The sequence below is a fragment of the Streptomyces sp. N50 genome (assembly GCF_033335955.1).
GTDB lineage: Bacteria > Actinomycetota > Actinomycetes > Streptomycetales > Streptomycetaceae > Streptomyces.
Window position 1 is genome coordinate 8,189,673 of the sequence record NZ_CP137549.1, and the last position, 12,923, is coordinate 8,202,595.

Sequence of the window (12,923 nt, forward strand, 5' to 3'; positions counted from 1 at the left end):
GCGCCAAGCGACTTGAGGAGGCTCAGAGGCTCGGTCGCCGGTCGTCGTCCTCCGCGGTCAGCGCGAAGGCCAGCAGGGCCGTCGTGGTGAAGTCCAGCGAGGGCTCCACCGTCTGCCACGCGCCCACGTCGTCCACGTACCGCGAACCCTTGCCGTCGAAGTCGGTCCAGGCTCCCGACGGCGGGGCGGCGGCGCACTTCTTCATGGTCGGGAAGCCGTTCAACTCCGCCAGTCTGTCAGCCGCGTTGGGGCCGTTGACCACCGCGCCCCGCAGGATCGCGCCCTTTCCGTCGAGGCTGCCGCGGAGGTTGGCCAACTGGTGTTCCGGGCAGTGCGGGTAGACCTCACCCGCACCGATCATGAAGCTGGTGCCCCACGGATTGGCGCCGAGGGCCCAGCCCCGCTGCCGGCCGGCGAACGCGTCGTAGCGGGTGTCCCCGGTGGCCTTGGCGTAGAGGCGAGCGGTGGCCACCAACCCGAACGTGTGCGGTACGGCGTCGAAGTCGTCGTAGACCGCACCGGCACCGAACGGATCGTGGTCCGCGTGATCGACCCCGTCCTCCAGCTGGCGCCGCAGGTCCTTGTTCAGGTCATCGGCCCCAACTCCGTTGCTGCGGGCGCCGTCCAGAGCGGTGGCCAGGTCGACATGGGCCAACGCGCTGACGTCCGCGACGTTGAGGGTGCCCTTCACGTCGGAGTCCAGGTAGGCCTTGGCCCAGTGGGCGGCCTCACCGGCCCAGTCGGCCTCCCGGTCGTCGCCCAAGTCCCTTGCGGCCAGCGCGAGTTCGGCACCGGCGAACTCCATGTCGTCCTGCCAGGAGTCCTCCGGGTAGAAGCCGCTCGGGAAGGCAGTGACGAGCGGCTTGTCCGGGTCGTGGTCGGTGTCGGCCAGGTCGTAGACGGCGGCGGCCTTGTCCAGCCACTCCCGCGCCTGGTCCGGGTCGCTGTCGGCCGTGCGCTGCGCGGCGAGGGCGAACACCGCGGCCACCCGTCCCGCCAGACTCGGCGTGATCGGCTCGCCCGGCTTGTTCGCGCGGAACACCGGCCGGTGCTTGATCGTGTAGTCCGGGTCACCGGGCTCCACATCGAGCCGGTCGTCGGCCTCCGGCAGCCGCCACACGTCGTGATCCGTCCGTACGGCGTCGTTGCCCGCGCCGATGCCGACCTGGGCGTAGAGCGTCTCGCTGTCCCCGTCCCACATCTTGTCCACCCACTCCAGGCCGTGCTCGGCCTCGGCGGACAGCGCCTCCATGTCCGGCAAGTCCCGCTCGGCGAGCAGGAGTTCGGCGGTCGAGTAGGAGGTGGTGCCGGTGAACTTCAGGAAGTCGCCCGCGTCGAACCAGCCGCCCGCGACGTCGGCCGTCACACCGGTCGGGGTCAGCCCCTCGTCGAGGAGTTCCTCGCCCGCCTCGTCGTAGTGCGGGTCGGCGTAGACGGTCGCGTCCCCGTCGGCGAGATGGGACGGGCCGTGGGTCAGACCGCCGCCGGACACCACGTCGGCCCCGTCGCGCTGCGCCTGCAGGAAGCGGACGTTGTCCCGGACCAACGGGGTCATCAGATCGCTCGCGTCGGCGATCCGGAAGGCGGGGGAGCGGCCGGCCGCGGTGCCGGACAGGACGATGCGGTAGGTGCCGGACCGGTCCAATGCGGAGAGGTCGATGGTCCGCACGGACGGGAACTTGGCGTTCCAGTGACCGGTGACGGCACCGAGCCGGCCCGCCGTGACCACCTTGTCCTTCGTGTCCACGACCTTGAAACGCGCTCCGGCGAGTGCCTTCGTGGGCCCCATGACGTACGCCAGTTTCGTCTCGCCGCGCACATAGCCGACCTGGTCGACCCGGACGGCCACAGGGGCGGCGGAAGGGGTGGCGGCCTCGCCGTAGACATTCAGGCCGACGAGCACGGCGGCGATGCTCACGGCGGTGGTGGTGACCAGGACGACAGGGCTGCGCAATGCGTTCATGCGCCCACGGTGCCGGGACCTTCATGAGATGAGGATGAGGACGACTTGGACCGGTCCACCGGCAGCCTGAGCTCGGCGAGCAGGCCGCCGCCGGGAGCGTCCGTGAGGCGGGCGGTGCCGTGGTGCAGACCGGCGACCCAGCGGACGATGGCGAGGCCCGCGCCCGTGCCTGGACCGGTCCCAGCGACCCCGCGTGCGAACACTCGTTCCCGGTCGGCGAGCGGTACGCCGTCCCCGTGGTCGCGGACCGTGACCAGTCCCGGCGTGACGCCGACCTCCACCGGCGAACCGGCCGGGCCACCGTGCCGCTGGGCGTTCTCCACCAGGTTCCGCACCGCCTGTGCGAGCAGGTCCGGATCGCCGCGCACCACCACCGGCTCGGCCGTCACCGTCACGCTCTCGTGGTCCGGCAGCTCCTCGACCGTGGTCTCCACCAACTGGTCGAGCCGCAACGGCACCAACTCGACCCGCCGCGCCCCCGACTCCAGCCGCGCCCTGGCGAGCAGTCCGGTGACCAGCCGGCTCAACCGGTCCACGAGCCGTAGCGCTTCGTCGGACGAACCGTTCCGCTCCACCACGAGCCGCAGCGTCGCCAGCGGTGTCCGCAGCTCGTGCGCCGCCTCGGCCAGGAACTGCTCCTGCTGCCCCAGCCCCCGCAGCGCGGGCCGCATGGCCCGCCCGGACAGCAGATGTCCCACGGCCGCCGCGCAGCAGACCAGTGCCGTGCAGCCGAGGGCCAGCCAGCGCACGAGGAGGTCGTGATCGTGTTCGCTGCGCGCCAGTTCCGTGCCGACGAGTACGGCCGCCCCGATCCGGTCGTCGTCCCAGACCGGCGCCGCCGCCCACCGCAGCCGCCCGCCCTTGGTGGCGGAGGCGCTGACTTGGACCGTTCCCTGTTCGTCCAGGACGCGGTGCCAGACCTCGTCCAGCTCGTCCGTATCGGGCAGTGACGACCGTCCGGGTACGACGTTGCGCACGGTCGGCGTCTTTCCCGGCGTCGCCTGCAGCACCGCCAACACCTGCGCGCCCTGGGCGAGTTCATCGTCGCGCAGCGGCTCCAGGTGCAGGACACCCGCGTCGAACCAGACCGCCCGGGACAGTCCCGCCGCTCGGCTGCCGACCTCGTGGTCGAGGCCGGAGCGGCGGGACGCGGAGTCGATACGGATCGCGACCACGGCCAGGACGACGAGACAGGCGGCCGTCGTCGAGGCGAAGAGGAGGGTCATCAGGCGGCGGGTGCGCCGGAGCCGGGCCACGGCGGGTGAGGTGTCGCGGCGGTTCATGCCTCGCCGCCCAGGCGGTAACCGACTCCGCGCACGGTCCCGATCGGGTCGGGCGGTCCGAGCCGTCTGCGCAGCTGGCCGATGAGCACGTCCACCACGTTCGACATCGGCTCGCTCGCCTCGTCCCAGCAGCTCTCGATCAGCTCGCTGCGGGTCACCACTTCGCCCGCGCGCAGCATCAGCAGTTCGAGGACCGCGAACTCCTTGGCGGAGAGGCTGAGCAGGACCCCGGCCCGGGTCACCCGGCGTCGCGGCAGGTCGAGTTCCAGGTCGCCCGTCCGCAGGACGGACGGTCGCGCGGGCTGCTCCCTGCGGCACAACGCCCTTACCCGTACGACCAGTTCGGCGAAGGCGAAGGGCTTCACCAGGTAGTCGTCCGCGCCGTGCTCGAAGCCGGCGACGCGGTCGCTGACCGCGTCCAGTGCCGTCAGGAGCAGGAAGGGCAGCACCGAACCCGCCCGGCGGTGTGCGGCGAGCAGGGTGAGGGAGTCGCCGTCCGGGACCGAGCGGTCGGCCACGACACAGTCGTAGCGATGGACGGAGAGCTTGAGATCCGCCTCGGCGAGCGTGCGCGCGAGGTCCACCGCGAACCCCGCGTCACGCAGTTGAGCAGCGACGACGGGCCCCAGCTCGGGGTCGTCCTCCAAGACCATTACGCGCATGGGCCGGAGCTTAGGCGACGGCGGGCCGCGCTCCCGGATGCCGTACGCCGAGTGCGCGGCCCGCCGCCCTGAGTGATCAACTGCTGGGCACGGTGTCCTCGAACGTGGTGCCCGCGCCGCGGTACGCCGCGACCTTGGCGGCCACCTGCGCCGGCGTGAGGACCTGGTCCTTGACGTGGAGGACGTAGTCGACCTGCTCGTCGTAGGAGCGCGGGGTGGAACTGGTCAGGCCGCCGAAGTCGATCAGCCACTGGTTGAAGTTGATCGACATCGGGCGCTCCGGGAGGTACGCGGCGTCGTGGGTGCCGAAGAGCTGGCCGTCGATGTAGTACTTGATGCTGCTGTTGTCGATGGTCAATACCAGGTCGTGCCAGCCGTTGTAGCTCTGCCGGCCCTCGGTGTGCTGGTTGACCGCGATCCACGGGTCGGCCTGGTAGGTCTCCCAGGACGTCGTGTAGAGGATGTCGGAGGTCTCGCCCCAGCCGCCGTTGGGGAGGTACTCGAAGTCGTACTCGGAGTAGTCGTCCGCCAGCGGGGCCGTGAGGTCGTTGATGGTGAAGAACGTCTGCACGAGGTGGTCGCCGTCCGGTCCCGACCTGGGCGCGTCGTTGAACTTGACCCGCGCCGCGTAGGTGCCGTTCTTGAACTTCCTTGTGTTGGTGACGACTTCGGTCTGCTTGGTGCTCTCGCCGGTGCCGGACGTCGACGTCTCCAGGTTCATCACGGAGTTGCCGCTCGTGCTGGCGAACGTGACGTTCTCGGGCGCCCAGGTGGCACCGGAGACACCGGGACCGCCGGAGCTGGAGCGCACGCTCCAGCCGTGCGAGGAGATCTTCGGGTCGTTGTAGGCGCTGTAGTTGAAGTCGTCGAACAGCGTGGCGCCGGTCGCCGGGGGGTCGGTCGGCGGGTCGGTGGGCGGGTTCGTCGGGTCGTTCCCGGCGGGGGCCGTGCCCCAGAGCGTGGTGCCGGCCAACTGCGCGGTCACCTTTGACCAGTCGGCGTACGACGTCTGCGCGGCGCCGAAGGAGTAGTCGTCGCTCTGGGTCAGCGTCTGCCACGTCGACTGGTAGAAGCGCAGTTGCATGTCACCGGTGTCGGCGCCGGGCGTGAGGGTGCCCGCGCCGGAGGTGAAGCCGATCTCCAGGTAACGGTCCGCCGTGGCCGTCGGGTTGGCGAGCGTGCCGAAGGTGCCCGTGACGTTGGCGCAGCCCTTGACGGCCCAGGAACACGCGAAGCGGTAACTCGCGCTCGCCGAGTCCGCCTTGAAGTAGTAGCGGAGCTTGACGCTCGCCAACTGCACTGTGCTGGAGCCGGTGTTCCGCACCTTGAACCAGGGCTCGGACTGGTCGGCGGTGGCTCCCGTGGCGCTGGTGCGGTACTGCACGCTCAGCCCGTTGCCCGCCGCGCTCGCGGTGGACGGCATGGCGGTGAGCGCGGCGGCGCCCATGGCCACCGCGACGGCGGCGGACGCGGCGGCGCGGAGCCTGTTCTTCGCGAACCTGGTGTCGAACCTCTTGTCGAGTCTCATGTCGTGCCTCTCCAGAAAGGTGGGGTGATTCCGGAACGGACAGGTGAGCGGCGGTACTTGAGAGGGGGCGGTACGGGGAGGGGGATGGCTCGGGGGTGGTACCGGACGCCGAGCGCGTCGAGGCGGGCCGTGTGGTCGTCGAGCCGGGAACGGAAGTCCGCCCAGTCGGTCGCGCCGCTCCAGGCGCGGTCGGCCAGGGCGCACAGGCGGGGGTAGGTGAGGTACTCGATGCGCTCGGGCGTCCTGACGAACTCGGTCCACAACTGCGCCTGGGTGCCCAACACCCGCTCGGCCGCGCCCCGTTCGGCGTCCTCGGGCACGGGATCGTGGGCGTGGACGGCGCGCAGATCGACGACGCCGCCGGGCTGGGCCGGGAGTTCGCCCGGTTCCTCGGACTGGGCGTAGTCGAGGTACGTCGCCCGGTGATAGGCACTGATGACGGGGTGGCCGCGGCGCGCCGCCGCCAGGGTGTGCGCCGAGTCGCGCCACGTCATCACCGTGAAATCCAGGGGCAGTTCGGCCCCCGTCTCGGCCCAGCCGACCGGACGCCGCCCGTGCCGCACGAGGAAGTCGCCGATCCGCCCGAGGAACCAGCCGTGCAGCGCCGCCGGGCTCGACAGGCCCTGCGCCAGGGCCCGTTCGCGTGCGGCGGCACTGTGCGTCCACTCGGCGGTGGGGCACTCCTCGCCGCCGACATGGATGTAGGGCGAGGGGAAGACGTCCATGACCTCGTCGAGGACCGTACGGCAGAAGTCGAGCACCTCGTCGTGGACCCCGAGGACGGTGTCGCACACGCCCCAGCGCGTCCAGACGTCGAGGGTGCGCTCGGGGTTGTTGCCCAGTTCGGGATAGGCGGCGAGGGCGGCCCGTACATGTCCGGGCATCTCTATCTCGGGCATGACGGTGACCCCGCGAGCGGCCGCATGGCTCACCAGGTCGGTGAGTTCGGCCCGGGTGTACGAGCCGCCGTGCGGGACACCGTCGTACAAGTCGCTTCCGGCGGGGCCCACTTGGGACTCGGCGCGGTGACCGCCGATCTCCGTGAGCTTCGGGTAGGCGGACACCGGCATACGCCAGCCCTGGTCGTCCGTGAGGTGCAGATGGAACACGCCGATCTTGTGCAGTGCCAACAGGTCGACGTACCGACGCAGAGAGGAGACGGGCTGGAAGTGCCGGGCCACGTCGAGCATGGCGCCGCGCCAGGGATGACGGGGGAGGTCGGTGATCTCGACGCAGGGCAGCACCCACCGGGCGTCGGGCTGCGGAGTCTCCGACAAGGCTTGTGGGGGCAGGAGTTGGCGGATCGTCTGGATGCCGCGCAGCAGCCCGGTGAGGTGCGCGGCGCGCAGCAGTACGAAGTGCGGGGCGACGGTGAGTCCGTATCCCTCCTCGCCGAGACCGGCCAGGCCGGGGTCGAGTGTCAGGGTGAACTGCCCGTCCGGGGACGGCCGTAGCGTCAGTCCGGTGGCCGGGGCGAGCAGGGTGCGCAGCAGGTCCGCGGCCGGTTCGGCGCCCGCGCCGATGTGCAGGGCGGTGTCGGCGTCGAGGGTGAACTGCCCTGGTCCGACTGCCGACTTGGTGGGGCGGGGGACGAGCGAGAGCAAGGAACGCTGTGCGGGCACGGGGCGCCTCCGGGACGGGACGGGGCGTGTGGGGGAGGCCCACCTGGGGAGGGCGCGAACGGATACCTGACCACCTGACCAGTGAGGCCCACTGGACAGCTCACCTCTCGATGTGGGGATGAAGGTGGCATAGACCAATGCGGACGTCAACCCCTCGCACTGCAAGGGGACTTGGCGTTCCGGTCGGCCCGGATCGGAAGGATCATCGCCCGGTGGTGGTTACACTGCCCGGGTCAACAGGGCGATTGCGGGCTACAGTTGGTCAACTGGTCAGGTGGTCAACCAGGGGCTCCGCGCATGAGGAGTACGACATGAAGGCCGACGCGCCAGGTGCGGTACTCAAACGGGAGCGGGTCCGCGACTTCATCCTCGACCTCGTCGAGTCGCACCACCCGGGGGACGCGATCCCCTCCGAGCGCGTCCTCTGTGCCCAACTCGGCGTGTCCCGGCCGACCTTGCGCGCCGCGGTGGACGAACTCGTCGCCGCGGGGCTGCTGGTGCGGGAGCACGGTCGCGGCATGTTCGTGGCGCCAGAGAAGATCACCCAGGAACTCGTCTCCGGCGAACAGACCATGACGGCACCTCAGGCCTCCGGAGCCTGGTCGAGCCGCCTGCTGGAGTTCACCACCATCCCGGCCGGCGCCCGTGTGGGCCGACGGCTGCGCCTCTCGCCCGCCGCCGAGATCGTGTACGTGGCCCGGCTGCGCCTGGTCGACGGCGCCCCGATGGCCATCGAGCACCTGCACATCCGGGCCGACCTCGTACCGACCCTGTCCGCACGGGAGTTGGAGGCCGGGGACCTGTACGAACACCTGCGGGAACAGCACGGGGTGCACGTCCAGGAGGCGGTCCAGGCGATCGAGCCGACCGTCGTCACCCGCGCCGAGGCCGAACTCCTCGACGTCCCCGAACTCTCCCCGGCCCTGCTCTTCGAGCGGCTGACGTCGGACACCACGGGCCGGCCTGTCGAATACGTCCACTCGGTCTATCGCGGCGACCGCTACCGCATCGTCTCCCGACTCACCCTCGGCCCTTCGGTGACGGTCCCGTCGACCCCGCTCGGCCATCATCCCGGCATTCCCCCGGGCGACTTCGCCCACCGGGACACGATCGCGGCGTCCACGCGGGGGGACATTCAGTCGGCGTCCTGAGGCGCGGGTGCGGGCGTGGTCCGTGCCCTGGTGACCGCGTCGTAGAGGGACTTCGGGTCGTCGGCGTGCAGCCTGATCACCCGTACGAGGCGCGGGGTGCCGAGGAGCTTGGGCGCGTCGACCGGCTCGGTCAGTTCGAGGGTGAGGGAGGTCTGGGAGCCGATGGGGAGGTTCAGCTCGCCGTCCTTCTTCTCATGGGTGAACCGCGTCTCGCGTCGGAAGGAGGCGATCTGCGCGAGGGGGACGCGGAGGTCGACGCCGGCCGCTTGCCGGACGCGCAGGGCGCCGTCGCTGAGGACGTGCGGCCGGGTGACGGCGGCCGCGTGCATGCCGAGGACGAACAGGACGGTGTAGACGTCGACGACCAGGAGGACGGCGTGGACGACGGGCCACCTGGCGAGGAGGAACGACAGGGCGACCGTCTCGGCCACACACACGAACGTGAGGCCGTACATCATGGCCGCCTGGTCGCGGGCGTACGGGAAGACCCCGTCGGCCTCGCCGACACCGTGCGGACGGCGTGCGATCCACCGGACCAGGCTCGCCAGGATCCGCGCCTCGTGCGCCACGTACCGTGCCAGGCGCTCGGGCACGAGCCGCGCCAGCGCCTGACGCCGGGACAGGCCGAGCCGCCGCAGCCGCAGCCAGACGTGGGCCTCGACGGCGAGGAGTATCAGCAGGAGCACCTTGCCGCCGAGCAGAACGGCGTCCGGCACCGGAACTCCGCTGAACAGGCAGGCCACCAGGGAGAGTTGGGCTGGCACAGCGACGGCGCGCAGCTTCCGTTGGACCGGTCCACGCGCGGGGGCTCCGGGTTGGGGGAGGGGCGTCTGGATCTCCGGAGTCGTCGTCATGACGGGGGTTCCTGTCGGTACGGCGGGGCTTTCTGCCGGTGCTTCGCGAGGTCGATCGCCCGGCGCACCGCTGCCGACTGGGCCGGTGCCAGGTCCGCGAAGAGGGCGTCGGTCAGACCGCCGTCGGGCTGACCGGAGAACCGCGCGGCCAGGTCGTCGGGCAGCAGGGCCGCGAGCGCGGCGGCGGCACGGATCACCCCGGGGTCGTCCGGATCCTTGTCGGCGAGGGCGTCGAGCAGGGCGTACATCTCGCCCGCGTGCTCCGCCATTCCGCGCAGCGTCTCCATCAGCCGGACCCGGTCCGCCTCGGGGGCCACGGTGTCGAGGAGGGCGAGGATCTCCCGGTCCTTCACGGCCATGGGGGAGTCCGGCAGCTCGCCGAGGCCCGCCAGGAGGGCGGCGAGCTGAGGTGAGAGGGGTGCGTCGGCGGTCAGGCGCCCGTCCCGCGCCTCGGTCAGCAGCGCGGTGAGCCGCTCGCGCCGCTCGCGGATGACCGTTTCCTGCTGTGCGAGGTCCTCGTCCAACTCCTGGAGGACGTCCACCAGTTCGCGGCCCTCGTCGTCCGCGATGACGTCGCGCACCTCGTCGAGACCGAGGCCCAGCTCGGTCAGCCGCCGGATCCGGGCCAGCAGGACGGCGTCCCGGATGCCGTACTCGCGGTAGCCGTTGCTCCGCCGTACGGGTTCGGGCAGCAGCCCGAGATGGTGGTAGTGCCGCACGGCCCGCGGGGTGACCCCGATGAGGGCGGCGATCTCGCCGATTCGCATGAGGTCAGTAGAAACCCTGACGTCGCGACAAGGTCAAGGAGGCTTGGGCGACGGGCGGTGCGCGCCGCCGAGCCGTGCCGGACGGCCCGGGCTGAGCGGCCGGGGCAGCCTCCGCGAGCTGCTCGACCTTGCCGCGACGTCTCGGTTTCTACGCAGTGGCATCGGGGCCGGAGTGACCCATGAAGGAACCGGGTGGTGGTGGGTGGGGGCGGGCGGATCGGTGCGCTCGGCTCCGCGAACTGCCCCTGCCCGCCCCGTACTTACAGCTCCCCGGGGCGCGCGTACCGGTAGAAGAACGGGCCGATCTGTCCGGCCAGCGCGCGGGTCAGGCCCGAGCTGTCCTCCAGGAGGCGCGCGCCCGGGTCGAGGTCGCCGACGTAGAGCGGGTCGAATCCGGCGTCGGTGATGAGCTGCGCGGTGATGTCCTTCGCGGCCGGTTCGGCGGCGAAGAGGTTGCTCGGGGTGACTCGCTGGGTGCCGATCTGGTCGTACGCCGAGGCGAAGACCGTGTTGAACGACTTCGCGGTCGGGCCGCCGACGATCGACTTCACCTGGTGCGCGAGCGAGGGGAAGGCCTCGTCGCGCTCCGAGTAGAGGTTGGTCGCGTCGATGGTGACCTGGCCGTCGAGGCCGGTCACGCCGCTCAGTGCCTCGGCGATCTGATTGCCGGGGACGGCCACGACCACCACATCCGCGTCCGAGGCGTTACCCCCGTCGCGGCCCAGCGTCCTGACCTCGTGCCCGGCCTTCTCCCACAGGCGGGCCAGGCCGCCGCCGACGTGTCCTCGTCCGATCACCGTGATGTTCATGCGGGCCTCCGGTCTGCCTGGGGTTGCGTTGCGGGAGGGTGTGTCCTCGTTGACGTATCAACAAAACACCACTGATGTTGTCGTGTCAACCAATGCCGCCAGGGCGGGGGAGGAGCAGCGAGGGCTGTTCCTCCCCCGCCCTGAGGGGATGGGGGGGCGAGGGGACGGGCGGGTCTCAGACGGCCTGCGCGGTGGGCAGGATGGTGATCTCGGTGAGGTTGACGTGGCGCGGTACGGCGGCCATGAAGGCGACGGTCTCGGCGACGTCGGCGCTCTGGAGGACGTCGATGTCGTGGATGAGGTCGGCCATCAGCTTGGACGCGTCGGGGTCGGTGACGTGGTCGGGCAGCTCGGTGTCGACCATGCCGGGCTCGATGGTGGCCACGCGGACCATCTTCGGGCCGAGCTCCACGCGGAGCAGCCGGGTGAGGTGGCTGATGTACGCCTTGGTGCCGGAGTAGATCGAGAACTTCGTCAGGATGCGGGTGGCCGCGATCGACGAGGTGTTGATCAGGTCGGCCGGCTTGCCCGCGGCGGCGGACTCCGTCAGGTGGGGGAGGAACGCGGCGATCACGTTCATCAGCCCGCTGATGTTGAGGTCGATCTGGCGCTGCCAGTCGTCGACCTTCAACTCCTCGATGCCGGAGATGAGTTGGACGCCGGCGTTGTTGAACACCAGGTCGGCCTTGCCGAAGCGCTCGGCGACCTGGTCGGCGGCGGCCTGGACGGCGGCGCGGTCCGTGACGTCGACGGCCAGGGCGAACGCGGTGCCGCCTGCGGCCTCGATGTTCTTGACCACGCCTTCCAGGCGCTCCTTCCGGCGGGCCAACACGACGACGGTGGCGCCGAGTTGGGCGAGCCGTTCGGCGGTGACGGCACCCATGCCGCTGGAGGCGCCGGAGACGACGGCGACACGGCCGGAGAGGGGGGTGCCGGTGAGCAGGGCGGAAGTGGACATCACGGAACCTCAATCACTCGGATGGGAAAGATTTTTATGGTGAGTCAGGCAATTGCGGTGGGGCAGGTGCGTACGGTGGGTCAGGTACTTCAGGGGAGGTGCGCCGGGTGGTGGCCGACACGGGCGCCCGGATTCGTCGGCCCCGGGCCCCGGACTCGTCGGCCTCAGGTCCCGAACTGGACCGGTCCAAGCGCCCGGGCCCTGGGCCCCGGACTCGTCGGCCCCAGGTCCCGGACTCGTCGGCCCTGGGCCCCGGACTCGGCGGCCCCAGGTCCCGAACTGGACCGGTCCAAGCGCTCCGAGTCGCGTCAGGCCGCGTCGTCGTGCCCGGTGGCCGCGGACTTCTCGCGCCACGGGGCCAGGTCGTCCCGCACCTGCTGGTACTTGACCTCCAGCCGCTCCAGGGTGTCGCGGCCGAGGTAGAGGTGCGTCGGCAGCTTCTCGGTGCCGGTGACCTCGACGATGAGGGCCGCACCCAGGACGGGGTCGCCGAGCTGCGCGTGGTTGGCCCGGTCGATCCAGTCGAGCGTCACGTGCGCCGGGGTGCCGTCGTAGTCGGCGATACGGTTCGCGGCGACCGAGAGGGAGCTGGAGTCGAGGAAGTCGGTGCGGAAGACGCCCGGTTCGACCACCATCGACTGGATCCCGAACGGTGCCATCTCGGCGAAGAGCGCCTCGCTGACGCCGGCGACCGCGAACTTCGAGGCGGAGTACAGGCTGACCCCGGGCTCGCCCTCGAAGCCCGAGCGGGAACCGATGTGCACGAGCTTGCCGGAGCCCTGCTTGCGCATGACGGGCAGCACCGCGCGGGTGACGTTGATCAGGCCGAAGACGTTGAGGTCGAACAGCGACCGCGCCTCCGCGTCCGTGATCTCCTCCAGCGCGCCGAGCAGACCGCGGCCGGCGTTGTTCACCAGGACGTCGATACCGCCGAAGCGCTCCACCGCGGCCTCGACCGCCTGCGGGATGCTGTCGTTGTCCGTGACGTCCAGGGCGACGGCGAACACGTTGTCGGACTTCTTGAGGTCGTCGGGCACCCGCTCCGGATTCCGTACGGCGACCACGACATTGTTACCGCCTGCCAGTGCGGCCCGGGCGATTTCCGCGCCGATTCCGCGGGAGGCGCCGGTGACAAACCACGTAGCCATGGGGAGAACCTCTTTCGTCGCTTCCCCTTTGTGGGGGGGGGATTTCTTGTTGACGAGTACGAGTCTGTCCCGCCGCGACGGGGCTATGAAGGCAGCGGTTCTCCTGGGAGTCCCACACCCAGGAACGGGCGCCGACCGGCGAAGTCGGTGACATGTCAACAACCTGGTACCGTGAGGC

General features: G+C 70.7%; 11 protein-coding genes. 1 reads left to right on the forward strand and 10 read right to left on the reverse strand.

Features of this window, described 5'->3' with window-relative positions; genetic code table 11:
• Positions 1-22: 22 nt before the first annotated feature.
• The 5 genes from R2B38_RS36365 to R2B38_RS36385 all read right to left on the reverse strand — a co-directional run bounded on the left by R2B38_RS36365 (position 23) and on the right by R2B38_RS36385 (position 7,058).
• On the reverse strand, positions 23-1,963 hold the full coding sequence (locus R2B38_RS36365; RefSeq protein WP_318020055.1) for a glycoside hydrolase family 9 protein: 1,941 nt from the start codon (positions 1,961-1,963) through the stop codon (positions 23-25).
• The gene (locus R2B38_RS36370) at positions 1,960-3,246 is read right to left on the reverse strand and encodes a HAMP domain-containing sensor histidine kinase (protein ID WP_318020056.1); all 1,287 of its coding nucleotides are present in this window, start codon (positions 3,244-3,246) and stop codon (positions 1,960-1,962) included. The genes R2B38_RS36365 and R2B38_RS36370 overlap by 4 nt, the downstream gene beginning before the upstream one ends.
• The gene (locus R2B38_RS36375) at positions 3,243-3,908 is read right to left on the reverse strand and encodes a response regulator transcription factor (protein WP_318020057.1); all 666 of its coding nucleotides are present in this window, start codon (positions 3,906-3,908) and stop codon (positions 3,243-3,245) included. The genes R2B38_RS36370 and R2B38_RS36375 overlap by 4 nt, the downstream gene beginning before the upstream one ends.
• Before the next feature lie 76 nt (positions 3,909-3,984).
• Positions 3,985-5,436 carry a cellulose binding domain-containing protein gene (locus tag R2B38_RS36380; protein WP_318020058.1) on the reverse strand — a complete coding sequence of 484 codons (1,452 nt, stop codon included), beginning with the start codon at positions 5,434-5,436 and terminating at the stop codon, positions 3,985-3,987.
• Positions 5,433-7,058: a beta-N-acetylhexosaminidase gene (locus R2B38_RS36385; RefSeq protein ID WP_318020059.1), complete on the reverse strand. Its 1,626-nt coding sequence runs from the start codon at positions 7,056-7,058 to the stop codon at positions 5,433-5,435. The genes R2B38_RS36380 and R2B38_RS36385 overlap by 4 nt, the downstream gene beginning before the upstream one ends.
• A 311-nt stretch (positions 7,059-7,369) precedes the next feature.
• Here R2B38_RS36385 and R2B38_RS36390 point away from each other — a divergent pair, with 311 nt between their 5' ends.
• On the forward strand, positions 7,370-8,209 hold the full coding sequence (locus R2B38_RS36390) for a GntR family transcriptional regulator (protein WP_033281679.1): 840 nt from the start codon (positions 7,370-7,372) through the stop codon (positions 8,207-8,209).
• Here the strand turns inward: R2B38_RS36390 and R2B38_RS36395 are convergent.
• The 5 genes from R2B38_RS36395 to R2B38_RS36415 all read right to left on the reverse strand — a co-directional run bounded on the left by R2B38_RS36395 (position 8,194) and on the right by R2B38_RS36415 (position 12,745).
• Positions 8,194-9,063 (reverse strand): hypothetical protein, encoded by an 870-nt coding sequence (locus tag R2B38_RS36395; protein ID WP_318020060.1) that lies wholly within the window; start codon positions 9,061-9,063, stop codon positions 8,194-8,196. The two genes, R2B38_RS36390 and R2B38_RS36395, sit on opposite strands and share 16 nt — an antisense overlap.
• Positions 9,060-9,830 carry a MerR family transcriptional regulator gene (locus R2B38_RS36400; RefSeq protein ID WP_318020061.1) on the reverse strand — a complete coding sequence of 257 codons (771 nt, stop codon included), beginning with the start codon at positions 9,828-9,830 and terminating at the stop codon, positions 9,060-9,062. The genes R2B38_RS36395 and R2B38_RS36400 overlap by 4 nt, the downstream gene beginning before the upstream one ends.
• Before the next feature lie 260 nt (positions 9,831-10,090).
• Positions 10,091-10,639 (reverse strand): dinucleotide-binding protein, encoded by a 549-nt coding sequence (locus R2B38_RS36405; RefSeq protein WP_318020062.1) that lies wholly within the window; start codon positions 10,637-10,639, stop codon positions 10,091-10,093.
• Between the two features lie 175 nt (positions 10,640-10,814).
• Positions 10,815-11,597: an SDR family oxidoreductase gene (locus tag R2B38_RS36410; protein WP_033281683.1), complete on the reverse strand. Its 783-nt coding sequence runs from the start codon at positions 11,595-11,597 to the stop codon at positions 10,815-10,817.
• Positions 11,598-11,905: 308 nt separating this feature from the next.
• On the reverse strand, positions 11,906-12,745 hold the full coding sequence (locus tag R2B38_RS36415) for an SDR family NAD(P)-dependent oxidoreductase (RefSeq protein WP_318020063.1): 840 nt from the start codon (positions 12,743-12,745) through the stop codon (positions 11,906-11,908).
• Between the last annotated feature and the right edge of the window lie 178 nt (positions 12,746-12,923).

What these genes read in the sequence shown, in the direction of transcription:
- R2B38_RS36365 (WP_318020055.1), bottom strand. Translation starts at nt 1,963, where the DNA reads ATGAACGCATTGCGCAGCCCTGTCGTCCTGGTCACCACCACCGCCGTG.
- R2B38_RS36370 (WP_318020056.1), bottom strand. Translation starts at nt 3,246, where the DNA reads ATGAACCGCCGCGACACCTCACCCGCCGTGGCCCGGCTCCGGCGCACC.
- R2B38_RS36375 (WP_318020057.1), bottom strand. Translation starts at nt 3,908, where the DNA reads ATGCGCGTAATGGTCTTGGAGGACGACCCCGAGCTGGGGCCCGTCGTC.
- R2B38_RS36380 (WP_318020058.1), bottom strand. Translation starts at nt 5,436, where the DNA reads ATGAGACTCGACAAGAGGTTCGACACCAGGTTCGCGAAGAACAGGCTC.
- R2B38_RS36390 (WP_033281679.1), top strand. Translation starts at nt 7,370, where the DNA reads ATGAAGGCCGACGCGCCAGGTGCGGTACTCAAACGGGAGCGGGTCCGC.
- R2B38_RS36395 (WP_318020060.1), bottom strand. Translation starts at nt 9,063, where the DNA reads ATGACGACGACTCCGGAGATCCAGACGCCCCTCCCCCAACCCGGAGCC.
- R2B38_RS36400 (WP_318020061.1), bottom strand. Translation starts at nt 9,830, where the DNA reads ATGCGAATCGGCGAGATCGCCGCCCTCATCGGGGTCACCCCGCGGGCC.
- R2B38_RS36405 (WP_318020062.1), bottom strand. Translation starts at nt 10,639, where the DNA reads ATGAACATCACGGTGATCGGACGAGGACACGTCGGCGGCGGCCTGGCC.
- R2B38_RS36410 (WP_033281683.1), bottom strand. Translation starts at nt 11,597, where the DNA reads ATGTCCACTTCCGCCCTGCTCACCGGCACCCCCCTCTCCGGCCGTGTC.
- R2B38_RS36415 (WP_318020063.1), bottom strand. Translation starts at nt 12,745, where the DNA reads ATGGCTACGTGGTTTGTCACCGGCGCCTCCCGCGGAATCGGCGCGGAA.